Raw genomic sequence first — 26,271 nt, 5'->3', positions numbered from 1 at the left:
GTTCAGCGGCCCCACCCCGCCGGACTGTTCTGGCCCCACCCCTCGAACTGGCAGCCGACCGGTCGCCCCTGCCCCTTCCGACCTCTTCTCGCTGGCTGCGCCTGTGCGCCGACCCTCCACCGGCCCGGCAGTCGAACACCTGGTGGGGCCAGCTGAATCCGGTGGGGTGGGGCCAGCGGAGTCCGGCACAGACAAAGGACTTCAGTTGCGGGGATCGGCCCGTGCGCGCGCGGATCTGACAGACCTCCTTAAAGGAAGTCAGTGACTGGCCCGTGCGCGCACGGGCGCGCGTAGCACCCTGAGAGTTCACCTGTCACGGGGAGTGAATGATCGCCTGCTGAGGTCCGCCAGGGGTGCGGCATATAGCCGCACCCTCCTCGTCCTCGCTGGCAGCCCGGCAGACACCCGGCACGGACCCGGCGAGATGGTCAGGCTGACCACCAGTCCGCCGGGTGCCCGCCGGGGTTCTGCCGGGTCTGCGCCACCCGGACACCGGGTGGACATGTCCCGATTTGACCCCGGACAGCAGGGCGGACAGCACCCGGACATGACCCGGGTCGCGTCCACCCCCTGTCCAGGGGATGTCCAGGACATAGTGGACGCGCGTCCGGGGGGCATACAGGGGCAAAGTGCCCGTGATGCGGGCGTGATCACGCCTGGTGTGGGCGTGATGGACCCGTGATTCCGGGCCTCGACCCCGTGATGCCATCACGCCCCCATCACGGGTAGTTCGACCTGGTTCGTCCGGGCGTGACGCCCGCGTGACACCGCAGGTGGAGCGCGCGACAGTGCGCGTGACGGGCGCGTGACGCGTCACGCGCACCCGGCCCGCTGTCACGCGGACGTCACGGCCAGTTTGCCCGGATTTGTAGCCCTGACAGACCCCTGACAGCGCGTGGATCGCCGCAGGTCGACCCCTGCCAGCACCCCTGACAAGGTCTGACGGTTGATCATGATTCTGTCAGGGGTTGTCAGACCTGGTGGCAGACCTTGACCTGCGACGATCCATACCTTGTCAGGGGTCACGCCATACCAAAATGTCCCGTCCGTCCCCCGCCCGACCCCGGCCAACCCCCGTCCCAGGCCCGTCCCGAGGGCGTCCACAGTCACGGACACCCCCGGCTGCTGGACGGGGTCGGGACGGCCTTGGGGCGGGGTCGGGACGGGTAGGTGGACACCCGAAATGCCCTGATCATCCCCCTGCTCGGCCCTGCTCAGGGTGGCGTATCCGCAGGTGGGCGCCTGCTCAAGCCCTGCTCACGGGCTGCTCAGCGAGCGAGTTGAGCAGCCGCTGAGCAGCAGCCTGAGCAGTCCTGACCTGCGGCGGAGCATTTCTGAGCAGGGCTGAGCAGGGGCTTGAGCACCCGGAATGCCCCGACTTGTCACCCGACTATGACCCGGCTAACGGCCGTCTATGGGCCGTCTGAGGCCCGTCTACGGACCGAGGCCCGACCATGATCTAGACGGGTCATAGTCGGGCCATAGCCGGGTCAGCCGTTGCGGACGAACCGTGCTGGACAGGGGCCCGCACCTAAGACGACCGGTGACGGTGGTACGTCGCGATGCGCCGCCCCTGATGATCCGCAGGCACATCGTTCCGGAGCGGCCGGGCCGCGCCGAGCGGCGGCAGAACGCCCGTGTACGGGAGCGGGTCCGGCAACGGCCGCTCCGGCGGCAGAAGCACCGGCTGGCCGGCCAGCCATGCATCCCTCGCTTCCTGCCAGTCGAGCAACCCGAGGTACCACTCGACGTAGGACGGGGCCGGATGGTCGGCCGGGGCCGGCCGACGCCACTCCCGCCAGTCGAACCGGGCCAGACACACGGGCATATGGGCGGCAGACGGTCGCCGGCGACGGCTCACGACGGCCACCGCGGCTCTGGAGTACCGAACGTCAACCGCACCCACGCAAACGGCGGCCGAGGCGTACCCAGGGTGTCGCGGCCGTCAACGCGCCGGGGAACACCGTGATCCCGCAGCCACTCCCGCCGCTCCGCGAGGAAAGCCCGCCACACCGCCATCGCAGCCCAGAACGTGTCATCCGGATGGTTCTCGAGATAGCTCGCCGCCGCCTCCCAGTACCGGTCCGGCTGCAACTCCAAGACGTGCCGCGGCATCTCCGACGACCCCTGGCGGGCACGGAGCCGACTCACGACGCATCCCCTTCCCGCGGCGGCCACATCGGACGTACCGGGGCCAGGGAACGCGCCCCGTGATGCCGGGCCATCGCCGCCTTACGGCCGCGCTGCGAGGGCGTCAGCCGCTCCTGCTCGTCCTCCCCGGGCCGAGTCGCCCCCAGCTGCCGCAGAATGCGCGACAAGGCCAGACGATGCCCGCGGATCTCGCGGATCAGCGGGTTGGCGACCACCTGACCGCGCGAACCCGTCGACAGCATCGCCGAGTTCGCCAGCAGGGTGCCCATCTCGTCCAGCTCGTCCGCCAGATGCGCCGCTTCCTCCAGCAGAAGCAGCTCGTCAGGGTCCATCTCCAGCTCTGCGACAGTGTCCGTCCAGAGCCTCAAACCGCGCTCCCCGAGCCCGTCAGGGGCCGGTGTGGGGGTGTTCTCGTCGTCAGCCACGATCGGCCTCCCTGGTAAATCCAACGTTTCTGCGATGCAGCGACAGGCGACAGGTATACGGTCCCGATCCCTGCAAGATCGGGTACGGGGATCTCCCGCCAGGGTGGTTGGTCCTGGTTTGTGCTGGCCCGGACGGCTGGCGCGTTGCCGTCCGGGCCGTGGTCGGCGCTGGTGGGTCGCGGCGGCTGAATGACCGCTGTTCACCATCGGTCTCGCCGCGGTCATGCCCTGCCGCTGCGAGGTGCCGTTGACGCCGACGTTCATGGGTCACGCTCGCAGTGCCTGCTCGACTGCCTGCTGTGCCTGCTGCCGTGACAGACCAGACGTCATGATCACCTGTACCGCGTCGTGCCAGCGGCCCATGGTGGCCTGCCGCTGCTCGACCTCGCCTGGTGTGGCGAGCGACAGCTCGAGGTGTGGTGAGCGTGCGATGCACAGCCAGCGTGACGTCGGCTGGTGGCGCAGGTCGCGCCATTCTCGGAGTGCTGGCCCGACCTGGTCGCGCAGCTTGTGACCGAACACGTCGGCGTCCTCTGGGTCCTTGGCCAGCTTGGCGACTGCCCACAGTTCAGCGTCGCGGCCGAGGTCCTGCCCGACGGCGCGCGCCATGATCTGCCGGTCGGCGACGAGCTGGTCGAGCTGGATAGCTGCGGACTCTGCCCGCTCCCACGGCCCGGATACCGCGGGGTCGCGCCAGTCGAGGGTGCGCACGTCGAGGTGTCCGGGGAGCTTCTTCGCCTGCACGGTCAGGGTCTTGGTGAGGGCGAGGAACGTGGGCTGTAGTCCGGCGATCCACTTGGGCGCCTGCTCGCGGACGAGGGTGTTGTAGCGCCTGGAGACGGGTTCCTTGAAGTCGCTGGAGACGTACCGCAGTGACTCGGCTTCCCTGTGCCGCCGTGCCCGCTCCTCGATGAGCGCGGCCAGTTCCTCCGCGGTGGCGGGTACGTCGTCGCGGCCGGGCCGGTCGGGCACCCGCTTGTGGGCGGCGTCCATGACGACCTGCCACATGGCGGCCGTGGCGTCGATCTCTGCCGGTACGGGGAGCTTGCGGCGCCGGGCCGCGGTGACGGCGGCTTGTGCCTTGCCTGTGTCGTGGCCGAAGTCGATCACGCTGCCTCCGGTGCGTCGTTGCCGTACACGGTCAGGTCGCTGTCGGCGAGCATGGCGACCTGGTGGACGCTCATCCGTCCGAGTTCGGACGGCACGGCGGGTGTGAGGTAGCTGGTGTCGTCGTAGGTGCCGGGCTCGCGGAGAGAGCGGAGCTCTTCGAGGTTGGCGGCGTAGCCGGGGGTGGCTGCGGCGTGCTGCTCGACGAGGGGGCGCCAGGCGTCGCCGAGGACGGGGATGGCGGCCTGGTCGGCGGCCCAGCTGCCGAGGGCGCGCATCATGTCGCGGTCTCCGTCGCGCTGAGCCCGCTGGTAGGCGGCCATGGCCTCGTCGGGGTGGGTGTACCGGGCGGCGCGTTCGCGGGCGTCCCGGGCGCTGATGGCGTCGGCGCCCGTGAGTTCCCGGTTGCCGTAGAGCCGCTTCTCCAGGGTGGCGCGGCGGGTCTCGTACTGCTGCCGGTCGGCCTGGTACGCGTCGTTGAGCTTGGTGACGGTGGCCGTGTGAGCGCGGGCCATGGCAACCTGCTTGGCCTGCGGGGTGAGGTCTTGCCGGGCACGAATGCTTTCGATCTTGCGGTTGTATGCCTGGCGGATCTGCTCGGGGGTCATGGCGTTCTCCTAGAAGTGATTCGCAGGGATGTGGTCGGGTCGAGGGGTCTTGGGCTCGAGGGTGAGCGGTTCGGCTGGCTCGGCCTGGTGGATCGTCAGCCCGCGGGTGTCGACCACGAACTCATCCCAGCCGTCGTTGAGCCACACGTTGCGACACAGCAGAGCCTCGGGCGGTGCGACGGTGCGCCACAGGCGGGCTCCCGGCCGCCGTTCCTGGTACATCTGCCCGAACTCGATGTACGAGGTCCAGAACGCTCCGCCGCGGACGGCCCCGCGCCAGAGTTCGATGGGTCGGCTTGGGCGGCGGTACTGTCGGCCGTCTTGGGTGTATCCGGCGGCGTCGGCGAGGGTGCGCCACTGGTCGATTGAGAGGGTGGACAGCCCGCCGAGGAAACAGGTGGTGCCCAGGAAGCCGGCGAGCACGCGGGGCAGGAGTTTGCCGCTCTCCCAGGCTTCCCACAGCATGGCTGCCCGGTTGTTGGGGTGGGCGCGATCCAGGTACCAGGCCAGGCGCCTTTCGCCGATGACCCGGAGTTCGGCGATGTCCTGGGACAGGTTCTTGGCGAGGGCCGCCTGATAGTCGTCGTCGAGAAGGCGCCAGTGGTACTGCACGGTGTCCAGGACACCCAGCCATTCCTGAGTCGCGGCCACGCTGATCACCGCGCCCGGCGGGCCGCCCGGTTGGGCATGCCGGGCTGTCCGTTCATGGAGGTGAAGAACTCGGCGATCTCCTCCATCGTGGGGTCGATCTCCTGCCAGGTCTCGTAGCCCTCGGGGGTGAGGGCGGCATGGGCCCAGCTTTCGAGGTCGCCGTTTTGCAGGGCGTTCATGGTGCTGGATCGCCACTTGGACACGGGCAGCACTTCGAGTTCCTGCCCGCACAGCACACCGGTAGTGGGTGTGGTGTCCAGGTCTGGAGTTGGCGCCTTGGTCGGGCGGGGAGCGGCTTTCTTGCTGGTCTGGGGCATGAGGTTGTCCTTCGGAGTGTGGTGACTCGTGCTTGGGGTCATGACGCGTCGAGGAGCCCGCGGCTGGTCTGCCAGCTCGGGCAGTTGCGGGGAGCGTGCTGGTTCCCGCACTGGGCGGTACGGCACAGCCGGGCACCGCAGCCGAGGGGACACACGCAGTACTGAGCGCGCCGGAGCGGCCGGGCGCAGGATGCGCAGTAGTGCCCGGTGTACGGCGGCCGGCGGCGCCTCACTCGTCCTCCTCGGCGAGGTTTTCCCGGGATCCCGGGAAAACCGGCTGACCTGCGCGGTCAACCTCCACGGTTGGTTCGCCGGGGATTTCAGGGGAACCCCTGAAAACCTGCTGGGGGGTGTCTGCTGCGGACGCCCTGTCCGCAGCAAGGCTGCGCAGCTTGCGCCGGTGCCGGGTCGCTAGCCTGTAGCCCCGGTTCTCGGCGAACTCGGCCCGCTGCTGCCGACGGGCCTCCCGCCGCCGCCGGGCGGCGGCGATCTGCTGCCGTATGCGGTCCTCAACGTTCATCGGCTTTCTCCGCTCTGTGGTCGCGGTTCCTGATGGCTGGCAAGGAGGAGTAGGGGCAGGGGCCGCGGTCAGCTGACGGCCCTGGCCCTTGATCACCTCTTGCTGTTGCTGCGCTTTTGACCCCCGCCGGGGACGGTCCGGGGCCGGGGCTGTCCCACCTGTCCCCTCCCTAAAGGAGGAGGGGACCGGGGACAGGTGGTCCAACATGCCCTGTCCCCGACCTGTCCCCGACCTGTCCGGGACAGGTCTGACCTGCGGTTTCTCGAAAACCTGTCCCCAAGATCCGGACAGGTGATTTGTCCTATTCATGCTGTCCCGTCCCCTCAAGATCCGGGGACAGGTTTGGGGACAGGTGATTTGCCCGGTTTCTCCGGTACTCGATGACCTCCTTCAGGAGGTCGTTCCGCGCCTGGATTCCGAGCGCGGTGCACCTGTGCCGGACCCGCTCGCGGCCCCAGTCGACGGGCACGCTCTCCGCGTCCAGGACGGCCGCGATCTCCTCGACCCGGCCCTGATGCCCAGTGCGGGCTTGCGGCTGCGCCACGGGGTCGAGCGCCACCAGGACGACGGACGTCACGGGGCTGCCGTCTTCCTTGGCTTCCCCGTTCAGGGTGATCTGGTGGAGTCCGAAGACGATGTCTCCGAGTTCTTCGTCGTCCTTCTGCTTGCCGGTCTTGAGCGTGATCTGCGTGTCGAGCAGCCCTTTGCCCTTGCGCTCGACGCCGAGTTCGGTCTGCAGTGCGCCTTTGACGGCGGTGGCGCCTCGGCCGCGGTCGCTGTCGTGGCCGGTGTGGTGCACCAGCAGGACGCACGCCTCGGACGCGGCCCGCAGCTGCTCCATGCGGTCGACTACGCGTCCCATCTCGGTGTTGCTGTTCTCCTCGATACCGACTGTGACGCGGGCCTGGGTGTCGATGACGACGAGCGCGGGCTTGCGGCGCCTGCATAGTTCGACGAGCACGCCCCATTCGGGGTCGAGGGCCTGTACGGGGCGGGGCAGGAAGTAGACGCCGGTCATCTTGCGGCCGTGGTGCTGTTCCCAGGCGCGGACGCGCTTGCGGATGCCCTTGATGCCCTCGGCCACCAGGTAGATGACGGGGCCCTGGGTGACGTCCTGCCCGTGCCAGGGGATGCCGCTGCCGACGCATCCGGCGAAGTCGAGCGTCATGAACGACTTGAAGGTGCCGGATGCGCCGTAGATGCGGGCGAGTGTGTCCTTGAACAGGACGTCGGTGACGACCGGTTCGAGTGGTTCGAGGCTGTCGAGTGCTGCGGAGTCGAGCAGTTCGCCCTCGAGGGCCCGCACGCGGGCGTCGAAGTACTCGTCGGAGGTGCTGCCCACTGCTCTCGGACCGGTCGGATCCCCTTGGAAGCCTGCCCACAGGTCATCGTCCGGGGGCGGCCCCTGGAGGTAGGCAACGGTCGGATCGCTCATGCCGCCTCCGGCTGCTGCTTGTCGGTGGCGGCTCGCCGCTGGGTCCATTCGGGTCCGTTGCGGGCGAGCATGTCTTGCCATGCCTGCTCGCGTTCGGCGTAGGTGGGGCGCTGCCAGACAGGGGGTCGCGGCCTGCTCGCTTCCTCGAGCCAGTAGGTGGCGTCATCGCCGTACTTGCGCCACTTCTCGGCGGCGTCGAGGGCGGCGGCGAGCCGGGCTGGGTCGTCGGGGCCGAGGCCGCGCCACGCCTGGGAGCCGTACTCGGGGAAGTCGCCCGTGAAGAACAGGGCCTTGGCGTCGGCCCACAGCTTCACGAAGTCGAACGGGTCGACGGTCGGCTCCGGATCGGGACTGGCCGACTGCTCGTCGGGCTGTTCGCCGCAGGCTTCCGCGTCGCAGTCGAGGGGGTCGCGGTGGCCGCACTCCAGTGGCTCGCACCGTGAGGCGGCTTCACGCCTCCGACGCACCTGCGCTACGGTGGGGTCCGTCCCACCGTGGACTTCTTGAGACGCCCCGGCTACGACCCGGGGCGTCTTTGCGTTCTGGAAGGTCATGCAGCGCGCTCCTCACCGGAGAGGAGGCGCACCAGGTCCGCGGTGACGACCACACGGCGCTTGCCGACCGGGATCGTCTTGACCGGGCTGGCGCCCTTCCTGATCTGGTCGTACAGGTAGCTGGAGCTGCACCCGATGGCGACAGCGGCCTTCGTGATGGCCACGGTGGCGGGCCACTTGCTGCGGATCTCGGCGAGCGTGGGGCGCTGGGGCTTACTCATGCCGCCACCCCCTGCTCGCTGCTCCGCATGTAGGCGATGACGTCCTCATCCCTGTACCTGACGGGCGCGTTCACCGCAGGGGACAACTTCAGGTACCGGGGACCGACCCCTTGGTGTCGCCAGTTTGCGAGGGTGCCGACGGACACGCGCAGCAGTGCGGCGACTTCCTTCGGCTTGAGTAGCTTCGAGCTCATCCCTGCTCCTTTCGAGTTTTTCTCGATGAATACTTGCGTGATCCAGTGACGTGACGTGATGATTGCGAGGGTACGGCCCATTGGGCGCTTCCGCAAGATCCCGAGGATCATCGAGAAGATCTCGATGGATAGCATCGAGATCATGACGACAGGACGTATCGAGTTGGGACCCACCGGACGAGCAGTAGCCGCGAACGTGAAGCGGCTACGCGCAACGCGAGGAATGAGCTTGCGTGCCCTTTCCGAAGCACTTGAAAAGGCAGGTCGCGGCCTCAGCCAGGATGCGATCAACAAGATTGAGAACGGCGCGAAGCCGGACGCCAAGCAGGTTCGACGCGTTGATGTCGATGACCTGGCGGCCTTGGCTGTGGCCTTGCGGGTCAACCCCTCGGCTCTGCTCCTGCCGCTGACCGACGACCCGTCACAGATGGTCAAGATCACTGGTGTCGGTGAGGTGGGTGCGGACCGGGCCTGGGACTGGGTCGATGGCGAGATGCCCATCGAGCAGGTCAAGCCTGGTGACCCGACGGGCGCGATCCTCCAGTTCCAGGTGGATGCGCGGCCTGCTGGCCGACGAATGCAGCTGGGGGCGGCGGATGGCTGAACCGAAGCGCATCGTCCTGTCGAGCGGGAAGGTGCGTTACCGGCTGATGGTTGATGCCGGTAGTGCTCCGCTCAGGGATCCGGACACGGGTGAGGTGCTGACCGATCCCGAGACCGGTGAGCCGCTCCTGAAGCGGCAGCAGCTCACCATTACGCGGGACACCGCGAAGGAGTGCCGCACCGAACGGGACCGGATCCTGCACGAGCGTGCGGCCGGTACGTTCGTTGCCCCTAACAAGATCACGCTGGGGGAGTGGCTCGACCAGTGGCTCGAGTACAAGCGGCGGGACGTGGAAGAGACCACGATCCGCGCCTACCAGTTGGCCTTGGTGCACGTCCGCGACCGGCTTGGCCACGTCCGTCTACAGGAACTCACCGAGGACCACATCCAGGACTGCATTGACGAGGTGGTGGCGACTGGCCGGCGCCGTGGGGGAAAGCCTGGCACTCGTCTGGCAGTGTCCACGGTCGATGGCGTTCTGATCCGGCTCAAGGAAGCGCTCGGCCGGGCTGTCGTCCGCAAGTTGATCGCCAATAACCCGGCCCAGTACGTGCGGGTGGCGCTCATGGACAAGAAGACCGACAAGCGGGAGCGCGACAAGCCCAAGCCATGGACCGTGGCCGAGGTGCGGACCTTCATTCGTGGCATTGCCCAGGACCGGCTGTTCGCGCCGCTGCTGCTGTCGCTGATGGGTCTGCGCCCGGCCGAGGTGTGCGGGCAGCGGTGGAGTGACCTCGACCTTGACGAGCTCGGGGTCATCAACATCACGATCACGCGGACGATGATCGGTAACCACCGGGTTCTCGAGAAGGACACCAAGACCGCGTCCGGGGAACGGTCACTGCCGCTGCCCCGCGGGCCGTGGGAGGCGCTGCGCCAGTTCCGGGCGCTCCAGGCCGCGGAGCGGGAGGCGGCGGGCGAGGCGTACACCTTCACGGGGTACGTGGTCGTGGACGAACTCGGCATGCCGCTCAACACGCGACAGCTGCGGGAGTACGCGTACCGGCTGATGCGGGAACTCGGTCTGCGTCAGGTGCGGCTGTACGACGCCAGGCACTCGGTGTTGAAGGCGCTGGCGTTGGCGGGGGTGCCGGACGTCATCCTCGCGGCGTGGGCCGGGCACACCAACGCGGCTTTCACGAAGCGGAAGTATGTGGAGATCGAAGCCGAGGACATGAGGCCGGCGGCTGACGCTCTCGACCTCTTCCACGGGGGAGATCAAAAAGCCCTCACGTGAGAGATTGTGAGATTCGATCTCTACGTGAGGGTTTGAAATGCGGCGTGACCTGCGGGAACTGTTCTGCCCGTAGAACAGTGCACAGAGTCTACTGGCCGAACGCGCAGGCCAGACCGGCCCCCGTCGGCGGCGGGCTCAGCCCTCGCCCGGCGCCGGGTACGGCAGCAGCTCGGCGCGCTTGGGAGCGCGTCCGTCGCCCGAGGAACGGCCCGTCAGTCGCCGCACGACCCAGGGCCCGAGATGTTCCCGGGCGAACCGTGCGTCGGAGGTGCGCCGGGCGACCCAGCCGGGCCGGACCGGCGGTGGCAGCGGGGCGTTCCAGTCGGCCTCCGGTTCGTGCCCCAGCGCCTGCCACACGGCCTCGGCGACCCGGCGGTGCCCCTCGGCGTTCAGATGCAGCCGGTCGTCGGCCCACATCCGGGGGTCGCCCAGCGCTTCGGAGGCGTACAGATCCACCACCGTCACGTCATGGCGCACGGCCAGCTCGTCGATGAAGGAGAACAGCTGCTCCATACGCGGCCGGAACCGCACCAGCACCGGACCGCGCCGCCCCGGGCTGCGCATCAGCACCAGCCGCCCACAGCTCGGCGCCAGCCGCTCCGCGGCCTCCTCCAGCAGTGCGCATACCTGGCCGACGTCGCACTTCGGCCGCAGTACGTCGTTCAGCCCGCCGACCAGCGTCACCAGATCGGCGCCCATCGCCGCCGCCGGACCGGTCTGCTCGTCGACGATCTGGCCGATCAGCTTGCCGCGCACCGCGAGGTTCGCGTAGCGGAAGCCGGGGGTGCGGGCGGCGAGCCGCCCGGCGAGGAGATCCGCCCAGCCGCGGTAGCCGCCGGCCGGGAGCTCATCGGACATGCCCTCGGTGAAGGAGTCGCCCAGGGCGGCGAAGCTGGTGTAGGTGATGTTCGTCTGCATGGCGCGGACGATCCTATCCCGAGCTCCAGACCGCCCGGTCGGTATATCCACCTCATCTCCGCTTCGCGCGGGTGTTCCCCTGCCGGTGTGCTGCGCGGGCCGCCGGTCGCGAGCATGATGAGCCGCATGGCGATGACCCACATCTACTTCGAGGGCGGCGCGCGGAACGGGACGACCGTCAGCTGGAATGTGGCGCCCGGCGCGGACATCTTCGACGACAACATCTTCCGGCCGCCGGAGCTGTACCGGCGTACGACCAGGGTCAAGGTGATCGGCCGGATCGAGTACGTCGTCTTCCGTTACGACCCGTCCGCCACCCGGCCGGGGCCGCGTCCCCAGGGGTGATAGCCCGGTTGGACCGTGCCGGGTTCCCTCCGGGCCCGGCGGGGCAGTGTGCTCGGCGTGGATGCCTTTGAATGCGACCGAACGACCATGGCCATCGTCGCCGCCGCGCTCGCGGACGACGGAGAGGGCGCGGCGGCCCTGCTGGAGCCGCTGGAGACGCGCGATGTGTGCCGGGTCGCGGTCCGGCTCGCCGCGATGGCCGCTGACGCGCTGCTGGCCGTGGCCGAGGAGAGCGGCGGCGGCCGGGCCGAGGCGCTGGCGCACTGGCAGGCGTGCATCATCGCCCATGAGTCCAGACGGGCCGAGGAGTGAGGGGCGGGGCGGCCCTCGCGGGGACCGCCCCGGCGCGGGCTCAGGCGACCAGCTCGCGCAGCACGTCCTCCATGGTCACCAGCCCCTCCAGCCGCCCCTCCGCGCCGATCACCGCCGCGAGGTGGGTACGGCTGTCGCGCATCGCGGTGAGCACGTCGTCCAGCGGTGTCCGGGACCGCACCTGGGGAATCGGCCGCAGCTGGTCCGGGCGGAAGGGCACATCGCCGGGCCGGGCGTCCAGCGCGTCCTTCACATGCAGATAGCCCGTGATCCGCCCGGAGTCGTCGACCACCGGGAACCGGGAGAAGCCCGACCTGGCCGACAGCTCCTCCAGCTCCTCGGGGGTCACCCCGAGCCGTGCGGAGACCACCCGCTCCATGGGCAGCACCACGTCCCGCACCCGGCGGCGGCCCAGCTCCAGCGCCTCCCGCAGCCGCTCGGTGGCCCGGCCGTCCAGCAGCCCGGCCTCACTGGAGTCCGAGACCATACGGGCCAGTTCATCGTCCGAGAAGGTGGCCGCCACCTCGCCCTTGGGCTCCACCCGCAACAGCTTCAGCAGACCGTTGGCGAAGGCGTTGATGGCGAAGATCACCGGACGCAGCGCACGGGCCAGCCCGACCAGCGGCGGGCCGAGCATCAGCGCGGTGCGCACCGGCTCGGCCAGCGCCACGTTCTTCGGCACCATCTCGCCGAAGAGCATGTGCAGATAGGTCGCCAGGCTCAGCGCGATCACGAACGACACGGGGTGGACCAGCCCCAGGGGCAGCCCGACCGCGTGGAAGACCGGCTCCAGCAGATGCGCGATGGCCGGTTCCGCGACGGCGCCCAGCACCAGGGTGCACAGGGTGATGCCCAGCTGTGCCGCGGCCAGCAGCGCGGAGACATGTTCCAGGCCCCACAGCACCGCGCGCGCCCGCCGGTCGCCCCGCTCGGCATGGGGCTCGATCTGGCTGCGCCGGACCGAGATCAGGGCGAACTCGGCGCCCACGAAGAACGCGTTGACGACCAGTGTCAGCAGACCGATCATCACCTGCACCGCGGTCATCGGCCCGCCCCCTTGTCACCCTTGGTGCGACCGGAGCGCCTGCGGCCCCGGCCGGTGGCCCTGCCGCCGCCGCTGGTGTCCTCGGCCGTCTCGGCGCCCTCGTCCGCACCGGGCAGCGGTGCCCGCAGCCGGACCCGGGCGGCCCGGTGGCCCGCCGCGTTCACCACCTCCAGCCGCCAGCCCGCCGACTCGACGCGGTCTCCGACGGCGGGGATACGGCCCAGCTCGGTCGCCAGCAGCCCGGCCAGCGTCTCGTACGGGCCGGGGGGCACCCGCAGCCCGACCTTCTCCAGCTGGTCGACGCGGACCGAGCCGTCCGCGTCGTACAGCGGGTGGCCCTCCGCGTCCTCGCCCGCCGGGGCCAGATCGGGGGTCTCATGCGGATCGTGCTCGTCGCGGACCTCGCCGACCACCTCTTCGACGATGTCCTCCAGGGTGACCACACCGGCCGTACCGCCGTACTCGTCGATGACCACGGCCATGCTGCGCTTGGCGGACAGCCGGTCCAGCAGCCGGTCCACGGTCAGCGACTCGGGGACGAACAGCGGTTCGCGCGCCAGCCCGGACACCGGGTGGCGCATCCGCTCCTCGGCGGGGATCGCCAGAACGTCCTTGATGTGGACGAGACCGGCGACCGCGTCCAGGCTGCCGCGGTAGACGGGGAAGCGGGACAGTCCGGTGGCGCGGGTCGCGTTGGCCACGTCCTCGGCGGTGGCCCGCTCGTCCAGCGCGATGACCTGCACCCGCGGGGTCATGACGCTCTGCGCGGTCAGCCCGGCCAGATTGAGGGTGCGGACGAACAACTCGGCGGTGTCCGCCTCCAGCGCCCCTTCCTTGGCGGAGTGCCGGGCCAGCGCGACCAGCTCCTGCGGTCCGCGAGCGGAGGCCAGCTCCTCGGCGGGCTCAAGACCCATCCGGCGCACGGTGCGGTTGGCGGTGTTGTTGAGATGGGTGATCAGCGGGCGGAACACGGCGCTGAAGACCCGCTGCGGGGTGGCGACGGCCCTGGCGACCGGCAGCGGCCGGGAGATCGCCCAGTTCTTCGGGACCAGCTCACCGACCACCATCAGCACCACGGTGGACAGCGCGGTCCCGGTCACCAGGGCGACCGACGGGACGGCGGAGGCCGGGACGCCGATCGCGGTGAGCGGCCCGGCCAGCAGGGCGGCCACCGACGGCTCGGCGAGCATGCCGACGATCAGGTTGGTGACGGTGATGCCGAGCTGTGCCCCGGAGAGCTGGTAGGTCAGGCTCCGCACGGCCTTCAGAGCGCTCGCCGCGCCCCGCTCCCCGCGCTCCACCGCCCGCTCGAGCTCGCTGCGCTCGACCGTGGTCAGCGAGAACTCCGCCGCGACGAAGGCGCCACAGGCCAGCGCCAGCAGGAGCGCCACGGCCAGGAGGAGGACTTCGGTCATCGGTTCACCTCCGTCCCATGATCCGGCAGGGACGGAAGGAACGCGCGATGTCGGCTCCGGGGACTACTGGGAGGCTCGCCCATGGGCGGACGCTCACACCTTTCGGCTGAAGGCTGAAGGGTCGACAAGACCACGGCGCATCGGAGCACCATGTCCTGCGTCCATGGTAAAGGACGAGCAAAGTGCCGAGGTTGGGCGGGCGGTGAGCCGTCAGAAGCCGAGGGGTTTGACCCAGCGGCTCCACTGCGGCTCGGGGGCGTAGCCCGCCGCGCTCCACGCGTGATGGGCGAGTGCGTTCTCCTTGAGCACCATGGCGTCCCCGCGGCGCCCGCCGAGTGCGACGAACCGCTCCTCGGCCGCCTTCAGCAGCGCGGTCGCCACCCCGCGCCGCCGCTGGCCGGGGTGGACGGCCAGCCGGTACAGATGGCAGCGCCAGCCGTCGAAGCCCGCGATCACGGTTCCGGCGAGAATTCCGTCCCGCTCGGCCAGCAGCAGCGACTCCGGGTCCCGGGCGAGCAGCCGGGCCACCCCGTCCCGGTCGTCGCTGATGCTCGCCCCCTCGGCCGCCCGCTGCCAGAAGGCGAGCACGGCATCGAGGTCGTCGGGGGTCGCGGCCCGTATCCGGAGATCGTTCACAGCAGGCATCCCATCATCGGGCGGGCCGCGGCGTCGACGGGCTTTTCCGCGCGGATCGACCGGCGGGCTCGCCCCGTCCGTCAGCTGCCGTGCAGCTCCTCGATCACCGGGGCGAACGCCTCCATGTTCGGCTCCAGCACGGTGAAGTACGAGAAGCCGAACCGCTCACGGTGCGCCCTCAGCTGGTCGGCCATCTCCTGGGGGCTGCCCAGCAGCAGGGCGGGGTGGGCCAGCAACTCCTCCTCGCTGAGCTCCGGTCCGTAGCGCCCCAGGTCGCGGGCGGTGGCGCGGCGGTCACCGCTGTCCGCGACCACCTGGATCAGATAGTTGAGCTCGGCGCCGTCGGCGGGCCTGCCCGCCTCCGCGGCGAAGCCCCGGTAGGCCGCCACCCGCTCCTCCAGCGCCTCCGGGCTGATCAGGTCCATGGTGCCGGGCGGCTGTCCGGGCGCCTGCGCCGCCCCGGTGAAGGCCGCGATGTCCGCGTGGCGCGCGGCCAGTCGCAGCAGCCGGTTGCCGTTGCCGCCCAGCAGCAGCGGCGGGCGCGGTGCCTGTGCGGGCCGTGGCTGCTGCTCGGGGTCGCCGAACAGCCGCTCCAACTCGCCCACGGTGTACGCCAGATGGTCCACCCGCTCCTTCGGCGAGCCGAACGGCAGCCCGGCGCTGTCGTGTTCGGTCTTGACGTAGCCGGTGCCCAGCCCCAGCTCCAGCCGACCGCCGGTGAGCGCGTCGCAGGTGGCCACCTCACGGGCGAGCAGCGCGGGGTTCCAGAACCCCAGGTTGAGTACGAAGGTGCCGAGCCGCGGCCGCTCGGTGACCTCGGCGGCGGCCACCAGGGCCGGGAACGGCGCGGGCATACCGAGGTGGTCGGGCACCATCAGCACGTCGTAGCCGAGCTGTTCGGCCCGGCGGCACTTCGTCCGCCATGCCTCACCCGACTCCAGTGCGAGCAGATTGACGCCGAAACGGAATGGCCTGGTCATACATCCCCCTCCAGGATCACGATGGTGATCAACGTACCGGAGACCGGCTCCGGTTGGCGCGGCGAGGGGGCCGGTGCGGGTTCAGTCCAGCGAATCCGGTCCGGCCCCGGGCGCGGAGGTCTGGGTGAAGATCTGCATCCGCTCCAGCACCGCTTCGGCCGTGGGCCGATCCATCCGGTCCACGATCCGGCCGTCGCTGAGGAAGATCACCAGATCGGAGTGGGCGGCGGCGCTCGGGTCATGGGTCACCATCACCACCGTCTGCCCGAGTTCGTCGACCGCCTCCCGCAGAAAGCCCAGCACATCGAGACCCGACCGCGAGTCCAGATTGCCGGTCGGCTCGTCCGCGAAGATCAGGTCGGGGCGGGAGGCCAGCGCCCGGGCGCAGGCCACCCGCTGCTGCTGGCCGCCGGACAGCTGGGCGGGCCGGTGCTTCAGACGGTCCCGCAACCCGAGGGTGTCGATGACCCGGTCCAGCCACGCGGGATCGGGCTTCTGGCCCGCGATGTCCATCGGCAGCGTGATGTTCTCGGCCGCGTTCAGCGTGGGCAGCAGATTGAACGACTGGAACACAAAGCCCACCCGGTCCCGGCGCAGCTGGGTCAGCTGCCGGTCGTCGAGGCCCGTGATCTCGGTGCCGCCCAGCCACACCTGGCCCGAGGAGACCGTGTCCAGCCCCGCCAGACAGTGCATCAGGGTGGACTTCCCGGATCCGGACGGGCCCATCACCGCCGTGAATCGGCCCCGTTCGATCTCCACGTCCACCGCGTCCAGGGCGATCACGGCTGTCTCGCCCACGCCGTACGCCTTGGTGAGAGAGCGTGCGCGGGCCGCCGCGCGGGCTCCGCCCTCCGCGAATCCGTCCGTCTTCGTCGCCGCCGGTGTGGACACCTTGCCTCCCCGTGTCGGAACGGTTTCAGACCTCGATGGTAAGGATCCGGCCGCCCTGGCGCGCCCTTGAAGGCGCTAGCAAATATGCGCTAGCGTGGCCGTGTGGCGAAGACACAGCTGAACGTACGGGTCGACGAGGCCACCGCCGAGGTGGCCCGGGAGCGTGCCCTCCAGCGGGGGATCAGCATGAACCGCTATATCGAGGAGCTGGTCCGCCAGGACGCGGGCGAGGCGGGCCACACCTTCGTGGCCGCCGCCGCCGACTTCATGAAGCAGTACCGCGCCGTCTTCGACGAGGAGTTCGGCAAGGAGGGCGAGCCCCGCCCTTGACCGTGCGTATCGATCTCGCCTGGCTGCTGATGATTGCCGAACACCACACCCCCGGGGATCCGCGCGTCACCGACTACGGCGCGCTGGTGGCCGCCGTGAGCCGCCATGAAGCGGAGATATTCGGCACTCCCGTCTACACCGACCCCCAGGAGCGGGCCGCCGCGCTGCTGCAACTGCTGCTGCTGGTCCCGGCCCTGGAGCGGGGCAACGCGCTGTTCGCCTCCGCCGTGGCCTACGCCTATCTCGTGGCGAGCGGGCTGAAGATCGCCACCTCGCCGGAGCGGGTGCGGGATCTGGCCCGGCTGGTCAAGGACGGCACCGCCGATGTCCGCACCATCGCCGACGAACTGCGCAGCTGGAGCGTGTAGCGCTTACGCCGGGCGGCGGACCGTCCCCAGCACACAGGGCGAGGTCGGCAGCGGCACACCCCGCTCCGGCACCCGCAAGCGCCGGTGCCCGGCCGGTTCGAAACCGGCGGCCGCCAGCTCCGCCCGCACCTCCCGCGCGGTGTGACAGCCGCCGAACATCAGCGGCCACACCGTACGGTCCAGCACCCGCTGCGTCGTGGCCATCACCCGGCCGTCCGCCCGGCCGTGCTCCAGGAAACGCAACTCCCCGCCGGGCTTGAGCACCCGCATCAGCTCGGCCAGGGCGCGCGGCACATCGCGTACGGAACACAGCACCAGGCACGCCACCGCCGCGTCGAACGCCTCGCTCTTGACCGGCAGCGCCTCCGCCACCCCCGGCACCACATCCACCGGGACAGCCGCCCGCAGCCCCGCCCGCGCGGCCAGCCGCCGCAGATGGCGCTCCGGTTCGATGGCGACGACCTCGGAGACGGTCTCCGGGTAGTGGGGGAAGTTCCGGCCGTTGCCCGCCCCGATCTCGATGACCCGGCCGGACAGCCCGGACAGCAGCTCGCCGCGCAGCTCCGCCACCCCGCCCCGCTCGTCGGCCACGGCGCTGAGCCGGTCCCAGCAGCGGGCGAAGAGCGGGTGGTGCACGGTGTCGGGCGGTGCGGTGCGGCGGCGGATGGGCATCGGGATCCCCCTTTTCCAGCGGATTTTCCAGCGGAACGGTCGAGGACCGGTAGGGGGATTCTGCCCAGGACGGGGGTGAGGCTACGCCGTGAACGCCGCCGGGTTCCAGGTGCCGTCGAGCTGCGGGGCCAGCCAGCCGGGCGCCGCGGCGCGGAAGTCGGCGGGACCGAGCGCGGCGGCCCGCTCCGGCAGGACGCCGAGCAGGGGTACGCCCGCCGACGCGGGCAGGTCGGTCACATTGCAGCGGGAGGCGAGATCGGCGTCGGCGGGCCAGCTGCCGATGACGAGCCCCGGGCAGTCAAGACCCCGGGCGGTCAGCGCCTCCGTGGTCAGCGTGGCCATATTGAGCGTGCCGAGGCCCGGATGCGCGACGACCAGGACGGGGGCGGCCAGCAGCCGGGCCGCGTCGGCGAGCGTCGAGCCCTCCTCGTCGAAGCGTACGAGCAGCCCGCCCGCGCCCTCGACGAGCACCAGATCGTGCTCGGTGGCCAGCTTCTCGGCCGCCTCCGCCACTTGATGGGGGCGGACCGTCGGAAGTCCGGAGCGGCGCGCCGCGGTGTCCGGGGCCAGCGGCTCGGGGTAGCGGGCGAGTTCGAGGGTGGTGACCTGTCCGGCGAGCCGGGCCACCTCGGCGGCGTCGCCCCGTTCGTCCGCGCCGACCCCGGTCTGCGCGGGCTTGAGCACCGCGACCGACCGGCCGCGGGCCAGGGCCGTGGCGGCGACGGCCGCCGTGGTGACGGTCTTGCCGATCTCGGTGCCGGTGCCCGAGACGACCAGTACTGACATCTGTCCGTGCCTTTCGCTGAGATCCGCGCCCCGCCGTCCGGAGGAGGAGATCCGCCGGGCGGCGGGGCGCGGCTGTCCGTTCGTCAGCCCGCCGCGGTCGCGGCCGCCCGCACCGCGGCGCAGATCCGGGCCAGGTCGTCGTCGCCGGTGATGTACGGCGGCATGGTGTACAGCAGATCGCGGAACGGCCGCAGCCAGACGCCCTCGCGGACCGCGGCCCGGGATGCCGCGGCCATGCCCGCCGCGTCGAGCGGACGGTCCAGCTGGACCACGCCGATCGCGCCGAGTACCCGTATGTCCCGGACGCCCGGCAGTTCGAGCGCGTCCCCGAGCCCGTCGCGCAGCCCCGCCTCGATCCGCTTGACCTCCTGCCGCCAGTCGTAGCCGAGCAGCAGATCGATCGAGGCGTTGGCGACGGCCGCGGCCAGCGGATTGCCCATGAAGGTCGGGCCGTGGGCCAGCACCGGCACCTCACCGCGCGAAATGCCCTCCGCCACCCGCGCGGTGCACAAGGTGGCGGCCATGGTGAGATAGCCGCCGGTCAGCGCCTTGCCCAGACACATCACATCGGGGCTCACCGCCGCGTGATCGGCCGCGAAGAGCGCGCCCGACCGGCCGAAGCCGGTGGCGATCTCGTCGAACACCAGCAGGACGTCGTGTTCGTCGCACACCTCGCGCAGCAGCCGCAGCAGCGCGGGGGAGTGGAAGCGCATCCCGCCCGCGCCCTGGACCACCGGCTCCACGATCACCCCGGCCAGCTCATGGGCGTGCCGGGCCACCAGGTCGCGCAGCTGGGCCTCGTAGCCGGGGTCCGGGTCGGCGTCGAAACCGGGCGGCGGGGCGTCCGCGAAGATCTGCTCGGGCAGCACCCCCGACCACAGCCGGTGCATCCCGCCATCCGGGTCGCACACCGCCATCGGCTGCCAGGTGTCGCCGTGGTAGCCGCCGCGCCAGGTCAGCATCCGCCGCTTCTCCGGACGGCCGAGCGAGCGCCAGTACTGGAGGCACATCTTGACCGCGACTTCGACCGACACCGAACCGGAGTCGGCGAGGAAGACATGGCGCAGCGGCTCGGGGGTGATCTCCACCAGCCGGGTGGCCAGCCGGACAGCGGGCTCATGGGTGAGCCCGCCGAACATCACATGGCTCATCCGTCCCAGCTGGCCGCGCGCGGCCTCGTTGAGCACCGGGTGGTTGTAGCCGTGGATGGCCGACCACCACGACGACATCCCGTCCACCAGCTCCCGGACGCCCTCGACCGGTTCGGCCAGCCGCAGCCGGACCCCGGACGCGGACTCCACCACCAGCGGATCCTCACGGCCGGGCATCGGGCCGTACGGGTGCCAGACGTGCTGCCGGTCCAGCTCCCGGAGCTCACCGGCGGACAGCGGCTCAGGCATTGGGCGGCAGATCCGTGCCCACGCCCCGGCGGCGCACCGCGACCAGATCGGCGTGGGACTCCTCGCGCGCCGCCACCGCGGCGGGCTCGGCCTCGGACTCGGACGCGGGGTCACCGCACGGACCGCAGCCCCCGCCCTCGGCACCGTGCGAACCGCAGCCCCCCGCCGCCCCGGCGTGCGAGCCGCAGCCTCCGGCGGCCGCCGCGAGCGCGTCGGCGCGGTGCTCGGGCAGGGTGGTGGTGTCGGTGCCCTCCACCTCGAAGCCCGCGTCGGCGATCATCGCCAGGTCTTCCTTGCCGGCCTGGCCCTCGGTGGTCAGATAGTCGCCGAGGAAGATCGAGTTCGCCAGGTTCAGGGCCAGCGGCTGGAGGCTGCGCAGATGGATCTCGCGTCCGCCCGCGAGCCGCACCTCCACATCCGGGCAGACGAACCGCACCATGGCCAGGATCCGCAGACAGCGCTGCGGGGTGAGGTTCCAGTCCCCGGCCAGCGGGGTGCCCTCGATCGGGATCAGGAAGTTGACCGGCACCGAGTCCGGGTCCAGCTCGCGCAGCGAGAAGACCACGTCGACCAGGTCCTCGTCCGTCTCGCCCATGCCCGCGATCAGCCCGGAGCAGGCGGACATACCGGCCGCCTGGGCCTGCTGCACCGTCGAGACCCGGTCGGCGTAGGTGTGGGTGGTGGTGATGTCGCCGTAGGTGGCCTCGGAGGTGTTGAGGTTGTGGTTGTAGGCGTTGGCACCGGCGTCCCGCAGCCGCTCCGCCTGGCCCTCGGACAGCAGCCCGAGGCAGGCGCAGACCTCCACATCCTGGTGCTGCTCCTTGATGGCGGCGATGGTCTGCGAGACCCGGTCCACATCCCGGTCCGTCGGCCCGCGGCCGCTGGCGACCAGGCACACCCGCTTGGCGCCGCCCGAGACCCCCGCGGTCGCCGCGGCCGCCGCCTGGTCCGGCTTCAGCCAGGTGTACTTGAGGATCTCCGAGGTCGAGCCGAGCCGCTGCGAACAGTACGAGCAGTCCTCGGGGCACAGGCCCGACTTGAGGTTGACCAGATAGTTGAGCTTCACCCGCCGCCCGAACCAGTGGCGGCGCACCTTGCCCGCGGCGGCCACCACATCGAGTACATCGTCATCGGAGGTCGCCAGCACGGCGAGCGCCTCTTCGCGGGTCGGCGATTCGCGCCGCAGCCCCTTGTCCACCAGCGTGTTCAGCAGGTCCATGGCGCCGATCCTGTCCTACGCCACCGCTCCCGGCAAAGGAGGATCCATACAAGACCGCGAGTTGGGGGTGTGGGTATTGCCACACCGTGACCACGCATGGAGAGGACTACGTTCTATCCGGACCCCACAGTTGGTGCCCCGTGGAAGGCGAGGAGAGCGCATGGCCGAGGACCGGCAGGACGACCCGTTCGAGTGGATCGACGCCCAGCGGGAGCGGCGCGCCCGCGCCGGACTGGTCCGCCGTCTGAACCCCCGCCCCGCCGACTCCCCGCTGCTGGACCTGGCGAGCAACGACTATCTGGGGCTGGCCCGGCATCCGGAGGTCACGGCCGCCGCGGCGGAGGCGGCGCGGCGCTGGGGCGCGGGGTCCACCGGATCACGGCTGGTCACCGGAACCACCGAGCTGCACGCCGCGCTGGAGGAGGAACTCGCGGAGTTCTGCGGCTTCGAGGCGGCTTTGGTGTTCTCGTCCGGATACGCCGCGAATCTGGCCGCCGTTTCCGCGCTCAGCGACCGTGATGCGCTGGTGGTCTCCGACGCGGGCAACCACGCCTCGCTCATCGACGGCTGCCGGCTCTCCCGCGCCGAGGTCGAGGTGGTGCCGCACGCCGACCCCGCCGCCGTACGCAAGGTGCTGGACGCCGAGGGCCACGAGGCAGGCGGGGGGCGGGGCCGCCGGGCGCTCGTGGTCACCGACTCGGTCTTCTCCGTCGACGGCGACGCCGCCCCGCTGCCCGCGCTGGCCGCGGCCTGCCGGTCGCACAGCGCGGCGCTGGTGGTGGACGACGCCCATGGGCTGGGGGTGCTCGGCGAGGGCGGGCGCGGCGCGGTGCACGCGGCCGGACTCGCGGGCGCGCCGCAGGTGGTGGTCACCGCCACCCTGTCGAAGTCGCTGGGCAGCCAGGGCGGGGCGGTTCTGGGCCCGGCCCGGGTGATCGAGCATCTGGTCAACGCCGCCCGTACCTTCATCTTCGACACCGGTCTGAACCCGGCGGCGGCGGGCGCGGCGCTGGCGAGTCTGCGGCTGCTGGCCCGGGAGCCGCAACGGGCCGCCCGCGCGCGTACGGTCGCCACCGCGCTGCACGGACGGCTGACCGCCGCGGGGCTTTCCGCGGTGCGGCCGGACGCGGCGGTGGTTTCGGTGCGGGCTCCGTCGCCGGAGCAGGCGGTGCAATGGGCCGCGGACTGCCGTGCGGCCGGGCTGCTGGTGGGCTGCTTCCGCCCGCCGTCGGTCCCCGACGGCATCTCCCGGCTGCGGCTGACCGCCCGCGCGGATCTGACGGATGAGCAGATCGAGCAGGCGGTCGGCGTGATCCTGGAGACCGCGCCGACCGCCTGACGGATCAACTCCCGGCGGGGTGGGAAAGGCCGGGGCCGAAACCGCCGCCGGACAGGCCCTCGAGGAACGAGGTCCAGCTCGACGGGGTGAACAGCAGGGCGGGGCCTGCCGTGTTCTTCGAGTCGCGCACGGCGAGCAGTCCGGAACCGAGCCGGGCTGTCTCGACGCAGTTGTTCATGCCGACGCTGTAGCTGCTGCGCAGCCAGCCGCCGGGGTCGACGGATGTGGCGGATGTGGCGGACAGTGCGGACATGGAGCCCCCTCAGGCGCCGCCCCCGATTTTGCTGATGAAGGTGAGTGATTCCTCAGGTGCCAGGGCGTGGGTGCGCAGGACATCGAACGCCGCGCTGTACGCCCGGAGGTCTTCTTTCCGCTCCAGATAGAGGCTACTCGTCAGGTGGTCGAGAACCACCACGTCGAGGTCAGTAATGTGCGGAAAAGAGAAAATAATGAAAGGACTGGTAATGCCAATGGGCATTCCAGCGGAATATGGCAGCACTTGCACACATGCCTGGGGCAGCTCCGCCAGCGTGGTCAGATGCCGCAATTGGGCCGCCATCACCTCCGGCCCGCCGACCACGCGGCGCAGCACCGCCTCGTCCAGCACCGCGTGCAGTCGCAGCGGTTCGGTGCCGTACAGCACCGACTGACGGGCGATCCGCACCTCCACCAGCGCGTCCAACTGCCGCTGCGGCAGATCCGCCAGTGCCGCCCGGGTGACCGTCCGGGCGTAGTCCGGGGTCTGGAGCAGTCCGGGCACCACCGTGGTCTCCAGGGTGTACGCCTGTGACGCCTCGGCCTCCAGGCTGATGAAGTCCCGGTAGGCGGGCGGCAGAAGATCGCGGTAGGCGTGCCACCAGCCGCGCCGTGATTCGTGCGGATCCGAGGAGCCCCCGCCGCACAGGGCCTCCAGCAGCGCCCGCAGATCCGGATCGCCGACCCCGTACAGATCCAGCAGCCGTGCCACATCCGCGGGTTTGGCTCCGCTGCGGCCGGTCTCGATCCGGCTCACCTTCGACTGGTGCCAGCCCAGCAGCCGCGCTGTCTCCCCACTGGTGAGCCCGGCCAGGTCGCGCTGGCGGCGAAGCTCCGCGCCCAGCTTGCGGCGGCGCACCGCCGGGCCGTACCGCATGAGTTCTCCCTCCCGTCCGCGCCCCTGTACCGCCGTTCGCTCCCCAGTCTGCCGCCCAAATCCGGTCTTCCGTAGCAGAGTTCACCGCTTCGAGCGACAGATATATGCATAACCCGGTGGATCGCCCCCGTTACGGAGGGCATCGATGGCACTCTGACGCGTAAGCACGCCGAAGCCGCCCGGAACGCCCCGGCTTCGTCGGCATCACCCGACGCGTCCGCGCCGCGCCCCGGCGGAAAGGGACAGGCCGCCATGGCAGACCATCAGGAAGCATCCCTCACTCTGCCGAGCGCCCCGGCCTCGGTCCCCGCGGCCCGCGCCTATGTGACGGACGTACTGGCCGAATGGGGACTCGGAGCGGGCGCGGAAGCCACCGACACCGTCCGGCTCATCGTCTCCGAGCTGGCCACCAACGCGGTCCAGCACACCGTGGGCCGGTCACCCACCTTCACTGTCGACCTCCGGCTCGACCACACCCGGCGGCTGGAGATCGGCGTCACCGACAGCCATCCCCGGTGGCCGGGACGGCTGCCCGCCGCCACCCCGCAGGACCACGGCCGGGACCATGGCCGCGGCCTGGTCATCATCCGCTCCCTGGCCGCCGAATCGGGCGGCGACGTCTTCATCACGCCCACCGACGACGGCGGCAAGACCGTCTGGATCGCGCTGCCCTGGACCGTAGCGGTCAACTGAGCCGCGCCCCCGCTACAGCACCCGCTCGACCCGCCCCGTCCCCGAACGCGCCTCGGTCAGCTCCCGGATACGGGTGAAGACCCGCCCGGCGGCCGGGCCGATCAGATAGTGCGGCATATCGCCGCGCTCGATCACCCCGTACGGACTCGCGCCCATGAGGTACGAGGAGTACAGGATCAGCCCGTCCGGGCGGCCCATGTCGATCCCGAGCGCCGAGAACCCCGGGAAGCCGTCCGTCTGGTAGACCCGCAAGCCCTCCGCCTCCGTGCCGTAACGCTCCTTGAACCGGCCGAACCGCTCCAGCGAATCCTTGATCTTCCGCGCCATGTCCTCCTCGTACTGGCGCGCCAGCGTGTCCGCCGCCTCCGAGGACGGGTCCAGCAGATAGCAGCGGTAGGTGCCGCCGCGGCGCAACAGCCCCAGCACCGCGTCCCGATAGCGGGCCGGGCGCTCGGTGGTCACCAGACGGCTGGAGGAGGTGCGCAGTGCCGTCCCCATGTCGAGGACCTCGTCCGACGCGGCGTCCAGCAGCCGCGCCTTCTGATGTGAACTCGGCCGTTCCGGATAGGCGTACACCGGTGTGCCGTCGGCCAGCCCTCGGCCCGCGAGCCACGCCTTGGCCGCCGCGCCCGGCCCGCCGTCGCCCGCCATCAGATAGACGTCCTTGCCCTCATGGCTGCCGACGGGCGCGAACAGCTCCGCGAACGGACCGGCGGTGCGGTACACATCCTCCGACACCGCCAGACAGTCCGGCGGGGTCACCTTCTCCAGGTGCGCGGCGAGATTGATGTCGGGGGAGTGGATCGCGCCCGTCCGGCCCTCCGCGCTGTGACGGATCGCCCCCTTGTGCACCGCCATCCGCACATGCAGCTCCCCGTCCACCCCGGCCTGCGCGAACTCGTCCCGTAAATGACGCAGATCGAGGGTGAGAAAGGTCCGCGCCGCCTCCAGCGCGACATCGCGCGCCACGCTCTCGCTCTCGTCGTGGACCGCGAAGAACCCGCCGTCACCGCGCCAGCTCCACACATCGCTGCGCGCGCAGCGGTACTGCGCGGAGAGCTGGGCGATCCGCCCCCGCATCCGTTCCCGCAGCAGATCGAAGGCCCGGGCGGCCCGGTCCCCGGGGTTGCAGCGGACGATCGTCGAATACCCGGAGGTGTCGACGAAGACGAGATACACCTGGTCGTAGGTCCGGTCCGGCTGGAACTGCTCGGTCACCACGCGCCCCCTCCCGGCGCCGGCCGGTGCACGGCCGGCACCGGTTCACGCTAGCGCCTCGCCCCGACCCGCTCCAGGTGGCGCAAACCCCCGGCCCCGGCCCCCGGGACAAGGGGACGGCGTTCAGGACTCCACCAGACCGCGCTCCACCGCGCTGCGCTCCACACAGAACTCATTGCCCTCGAGGTCGGACATCACCACCCAGCCCATCCCGTCGTCCGTACGCCGGTCGTCGACGACCTTCGCGCCGAGCCCGACGAGCCGGTCCACCTCGGCGTCCCGCGTGCCCGAGGGCGGCTGGATGTCGAGGTGGACACGGTTCTTGACGGTCTTGGTGTCCGGCACCCGCAGGAACAGCAGGCCGGGGACCCCGGGTTGGTCCGGCGTGATCAGCACCTCGTCATCGCCCGGATCCGAGTCCTCCAGCGGGTATCCGGTCAGCTGTGACCAGAACTGCGCGAGCCGGTACGGATCATGGGCGTCGAAGGTGATGTGCCGGACCGGGTTGAGGTAGGACATGCAGGTCTCCGAAGTCGACAGGGTGGTGC

32 protein-coding genes are annotated in these 26,271 nt (G+C 70.7%); 8 read left to right on the top strand and 24 right to left on the bottom strand.

All coding sequences use genetic code 11. The features are described 5' to 3' along the window. Positions 1-2,147: 2,147 nt before the first annotated feature. The 10 genes from JK363_RS20090 to JK363_RS20045 all read right to left on the bottom strand — a co-directional run bounded on the left by JK363_RS20090 (position 2,148) and on the right by JK363_RS20045 (position 8,318). On the bottom strand, positions 2,148-2,576 hold the full coding sequence (locus JK363_RS20090; protein ID WP_201876308.1) for a hypothetical protein: 429 nt from the start codon (positions 2,574-2,576) through the stop codon (positions 2,148-2,150). Positions 2,577-2,843: 267 nt separating this feature from the next. Next, a complete protein-coding gene (locus JK363_RS20085) occupies positions 2,844-3,686 on the bottom strand; it encodes a hypothetical protein (protein WP_201876307.1) in 843 nt (280 codons plus the stop codon). Further along, positions 3,683-4,291 carry a hypothetical protein gene (locus tag JK363_RS20080; protein ID WP_201876306.1) on the bottom strand — a complete coding sequence of 203 codons (609 nt, stop codon included), beginning with the start codon at positions 4,289-4,291 and terminating at the stop codon, positions 3,683-3,685. The genes JK363_RS20085 and JK363_RS20080 overlap by 4 nt, the downstream gene beginning before the upstream one ends. Positions 4,292-4,300: 9 nt before the next feature. Continuing rightward, the gene (locus JK363_RS20075; protein WP_201876305.1) at positions 4,301-4,942 is read right to left on the bottom strand and encodes a hypothetical protein; all 642 of its coding nucleotides are present in this window, start codon (positions 4,940-4,942) and stop codon (positions 4,301-4,303) included. Positions 4,943-4,947: 5 nt separating this feature from the next. Further along, positions 4,948-5,259 (bottom strand): hypothetical protein, encoded by a 312-nt coding sequence (locus tag JK363_RS20070; protein ID WP_201876304.1) that lies wholly within the window; start codon positions 5,257-5,259, stop codon positions 4,948-4,950. 229 nt (positions 5,260-5,488) lie between these two features. Continuing rightward, entirely contained in the window at positions 5,489-5,779 is a 291-nt protein-coding gene (locus JK363_RS20065) for a hypothetical protein (protein WP_201876303.1), read from the bottom strand. Between the two features lie 301 nt (positions 5,780-6,080). Beyond that, complete coding sequence (locus JK363_RS20060; RefSeq protein WP_201876302.1) at positions 6,081-7,214, bottom strand: AAA family ATPase; 1,134 nt, start codon at positions 7,212-7,214, stop codon at positions 6,081-6,083. Further along, positions 7,211-7,768: a DUF2742 domain-containing protein gene (locus JK363_RS20055; RefSeq protein WP_201876301.1), complete on the bottom strand. Its 558-nt coding sequence runs from the start codon at positions 7,766-7,768 to the stop codon at positions 7,211-7,213. Before JK363_RS20055 ends, JK363_RS20060 begins: the two co-directional genes overlap by 4 nt. After that, positions 7,765-7,989 (bottom strand): DNA-binding protein, encoded by a 225-nt coding sequence (locus JK363_RS20050; protein WP_201876300.1) that lies wholly within the window; start codon positions 7,987-7,989, stop codon positions 7,765-7,767. Before JK363_RS20050 ends, JK363_RS20055 begins: the two co-directional genes overlap by 4 nt. Further along, a complete protein-coding gene (locus JK363_RS20045; RefSeq protein ID WP_201876299.1) occupies positions 7,986-8,318 on the bottom strand; it encodes a helix-turn-helix transcriptional regulator in 333 nt (110 codons plus the stop codon). Before JK363_RS20045 ends, JK363_RS20050 begins: the two co-directional genes overlap by 4 nt. Here JK363_RS20045 and JK363_RS20040 point away from each other — a divergent pair. Together JK363_RS20040 and JK363_RS20035 are read left to right on the top strand one after the other, a co-directional pair. Then, entirely contained in the window at positions 8,308-8,787 is a 480-nt protein-coding gene (locus JK363_RS20040) for a helix-turn-helix domain-containing protein (RefSeq protein WP_201876298.1), read from the top strand. The genes JK363_RS20045 and JK363_RS20040 overlap by 11 nt on opposite strands. Next, on the top strand, positions 8,780-10,024 hold the full coding sequence (locus tag JK363_RS20035) for a site-specific integrase (RefSeq protein ID WP_201876297.1): 1,245 nt from the start codon (positions 8,780-8,782) through the stop codon (positions 10,022-10,024). The genes JK363_RS20040 and JK363_RS20035 overlap by 8 nt, the downstream gene beginning before the upstream one ends. A gap of 135 nt (positions 10,025-10,159) precedes the next feature. Here JK363_RS20035 and JK363_RS20030 read toward each other — a convergent pair whose 3' ends face one another. Then, positions 10,160-10,942, bottom strand: a complete 783-nt coding sequence (locus JK363_RS20030; protein ID WP_201876296.1) for an SGNH/GDSL hydrolase family protein — start codon at positions 10,940-10,942, stop codon at positions 10,160-10,162. Positions 10,943-11,068: 126 nt separating this feature from the next. Between JK363_RS20030 and JK363_RS20025 the strand changes: the two genes are divergently transcribed. Both JK363_RS20025 and JK363_RS20020 read left to right on the top strand, forming a co-directional pair. Then, positions 11,069-11,287: a hypothetical protein gene (locus tag JK363_RS20025; protein WP_236075946.1), complete on the top strand. Its 219-nt coding sequence runs from the start codon at positions 11,069-11,071 to the stop codon at positions 11,285-11,287. Positions 11,288-11,374: 87 nt separating this feature from the next. After that, positions 11,375-11,599 (top strand): hypothetical protein, encoded by a 225-nt coding sequence (locus tag JK363_RS20020; protein WP_176186502.1) that lies wholly within the window; start codon positions 11,375-11,377, stop codon positions 11,597-11,599. Between the two features lie 40 nt (positions 11,600-11,639). On the opposite strand, the gene JK363_RS20015 is transcribed toward JK363_RS20020, so the two are convergent. From JK363_RS20015 to JK363_RS19995, 5 genes are all read right to left on the bottom strand, one after another. After that, on the bottom strand, positions 11,640-12,644 hold the full coding sequence (locus JK363_RS20015; protein ID WP_201876295.1) for a hemolysin family protein: 1,005 nt from the start codon (positions 12,642-12,644) through the stop codon (positions 11,640-11,642). Further along, the gene (locus JK363_RS20010; RefSeq protein ID WP_201876294.1) at positions 12,641-14,059 is read right to left on the bottom strand and encodes a hemolysin family protein; all 1,419 of its coding nucleotides are present in this window, start codon (positions 14,057-14,059) and stop codon (positions 12,641-12,643) included. The genes JK363_RS20015 and JK363_RS20010 overlap by 4 nt, the downstream gene beginning before the upstream one ends. A gap of 210 nt (positions 14,060-14,269) precedes the next feature. Beyond that, positions 14,270-14,695 carry a GNAT family N-acetyltransferase gene (locus JK363_RS20005; protein ID WP_201876293.1) on the bottom strand — a complete coding sequence of 142 codons (426 nt, stop codon included), beginning with the start codon at positions 14,693-14,695 and terminating at the stop codon, positions 14,270-14,272. 80 nt (positions 14,696-14,775) lie between these two features. Further along, the gene (locus JK363_RS20000; protein WP_201876292.1) at positions 14,776-15,675 is read right to left on the bottom strand and encodes an LLM class F420-dependent oxidoreductase; all 900 of its coding nucleotides are present in this window, start codon (positions 15,673-15,675) and stop codon (positions 14,776-14,778) included. Between the two features lie 81 nt (positions 15,676-15,756). Beyond that, on the bottom strand, positions 15,757-16,566 hold the full coding sequence (locus JK363_RS19995; RefSeq protein ID WP_201876291.1) for an ABC transporter ATP-binding protein: 810 nt from the start codon (positions 16,564-16,566) through the stop codon (positions 15,757-15,759). A 102-nt stretch (positions 16,567-16,668) separates the two neighbouring features. Here JK363_RS19995 and JK363_RS19990 point away from each other — a divergent pair, with 102 nt between their 5' ends. Both JK363_RS19990 and JK363_RS19985 read left to right on the top strand, forming a co-directional pair. Next, a complete protein-coding gene (locus JK363_RS19990) occupies positions 16,669-16,896 on the top strand; it encodes an antitoxin (protein WP_201876290.1) in 228 nt (75 codons plus the stop codon). Further along, the gene (locus JK363_RS19985) at positions 16,893-17,264 is read left to right on the top strand and encodes a fic family toxin-antitoxin system, toxin component (protein ID WP_201876289.1); all 372 of its coding nucleotides are present in this window, start codon (positions 16,893-16,895) and stop codon (positions 17,262-17,264) included. The genes JK363_RS19990 and JK363_RS19985 overlap by 4 nt, the downstream gene beginning before the upstream one ends. A 3-nt stretch (positions 17,265-17,267) precedes the next feature. Here JK363_RS19985 and JK363_RS19980 read toward each other — a convergent pair whose 3' ends face one another. The 4 genes from JK363_RS19980 to bioB form a co-directional block, all read right to left on the bottom strand. Next, positions 17,268-17,936 (bottom strand): class I SAM-dependent methyltransferase, encoded by a 669-nt coding sequence (locus JK363_RS19980; RefSeq protein WP_201876288.1) that lies wholly within the window; start codon positions 17,934-17,936, stop codon positions 17,268-17,270. Between the two features lie 81 nt (positions 17,937-18,017). Further along, entirely contained in the window at positions 18,018-18,722 is a 705-nt protein-coding gene (gene bioD / locus JK363_RS19975; protein ID WP_201876287.1) for a dethiobiotin synthase, read from the bottom strand. Between the two features lie 83 nt (positions 18,723-18,805). After that, positions 18,806-20,122: an adenosylmethionine--8-amino-7-oxononanoate transaminase gene (locus tag JK363_RS19970; protein WP_201876286.1), complete on the bottom strand. Its 1,317-nt coding sequence runs from the start codon at positions 20,120-20,122 to the stop codon at positions 18,806-18,808. After that, positions 20,115-21,341 carry a biotin synthase BioB gene (gene bioB / locus JK363_RS19965; protein ID WP_201876285.1) on the bottom strand — a complete coding sequence of 409 codons (1,227 nt, stop codon included), beginning with the start codon at positions 21,339-21,341 and terminating at the stop codon, positions 20,115-20,117. The genes JK363_RS19970 and bioB overlap by 8 nt, the downstream gene beginning before the upstream one ends. Positions 21,342-21,501: 160 nt before the next feature. Here bioB and JK363_RS19960 point away from each other — a divergent pair, with 160 nt between their 5' ends. Further along, positions 21,502-22,680 (top strand): 8-amino-7-oxononanoate synthase, encoded by a 1,179-nt coding sequence (locus tag JK363_RS19960; protein WP_201876284.1) that lies wholly within the window; start codon positions 21,502-21,504, stop codon positions 22,678-22,680. A gap of 4 nt (positions 22,681-22,684) precedes the next feature. Here the strand turns inward: JK363_RS19960 and JK363_RS19955 are convergent, their stop codons facing one another. Both JK363_RS19955 and JK363_RS19950 read right to left on the bottom strand, forming a co-directional pair. Beyond that, positions 22,685-22,933, bottom strand: coding sequence for a DUF397 domain-containing protein (locus JK363_RS19955; RefSeq protein WP_201876283.1), 249 nt, complete (start codon positions 22,931-22,933; stop codon positions 22,685-22,687). Between the two features lie 9 nt (positions 22,934-22,942). Continuing rightward, entirely contained in the window at positions 22,943-23,812 is an 870-nt protein-coding gene (locus JK363_RS19950) for a helix-turn-helix domain-containing protein (protein ID WP_201876282.1), read from the bottom strand. A gap of 252 nt (positions 23,813-24,064) precedes the next feature. On the opposite strand from JK363_RS19950, the gene JK363_RS19945 reads away from it, so the two are divergent. Next, the gene (locus tag JK363_RS19945) at positions 24,065-24,505 is read left to right on the top strand and encodes an ATP-binding protein (RefSeq protein ID WP_201876281.1); all 441 of its coding nucleotides are present in this window, start codon (positions 24,065-24,067) and stop codon (positions 24,503-24,505) included. A gap of 12 nt (positions 24,506-24,517) precedes the next feature. Here JK363_RS19945 and JK363_RS19940 read toward each other — a convergent pair whose 3' ends face one another. Together JK363_RS19940 and JK363_RS19935 are read right to left on the bottom strand one after the other, a co-directional pair. Further along, positions 24,518-25,723 (bottom strand): nucleotidyl cyclase domain-containing protein, encoded by a 1,206-nt coding sequence (locus JK363_RS19940; protein ID WP_236075945.1) that lies wholly within the window; start codon positions 25,721-25,723, stop codon positions 24,518-24,520. A gap of 123 nt (positions 25,724-25,846) precedes the next feature. Then, positions 25,847-26,242, bottom strand: coding sequence for a VOC family protein (locus tag JK363_RS19935; RefSeq protein ID WP_201876279.1), 396 nt, complete (start codon positions 26,240-26,242; stop codon positions 25,847-25,849). Positions 26,243-26,271: the final 29 nt, after the last annotated feature.

The organism is Streptomyces coffeae, assembly GCF_016741875.1.
Classification (GTDB): domain Bacteria; phylum Actinomycetota; class Actinomycetes; order Streptomycetales; family Streptomycetaceae; genus Streptomyces; species Streptomyces coffeae.
This window is presented reverse-complemented; position numbering and strand designations above follow the sequence as displayed.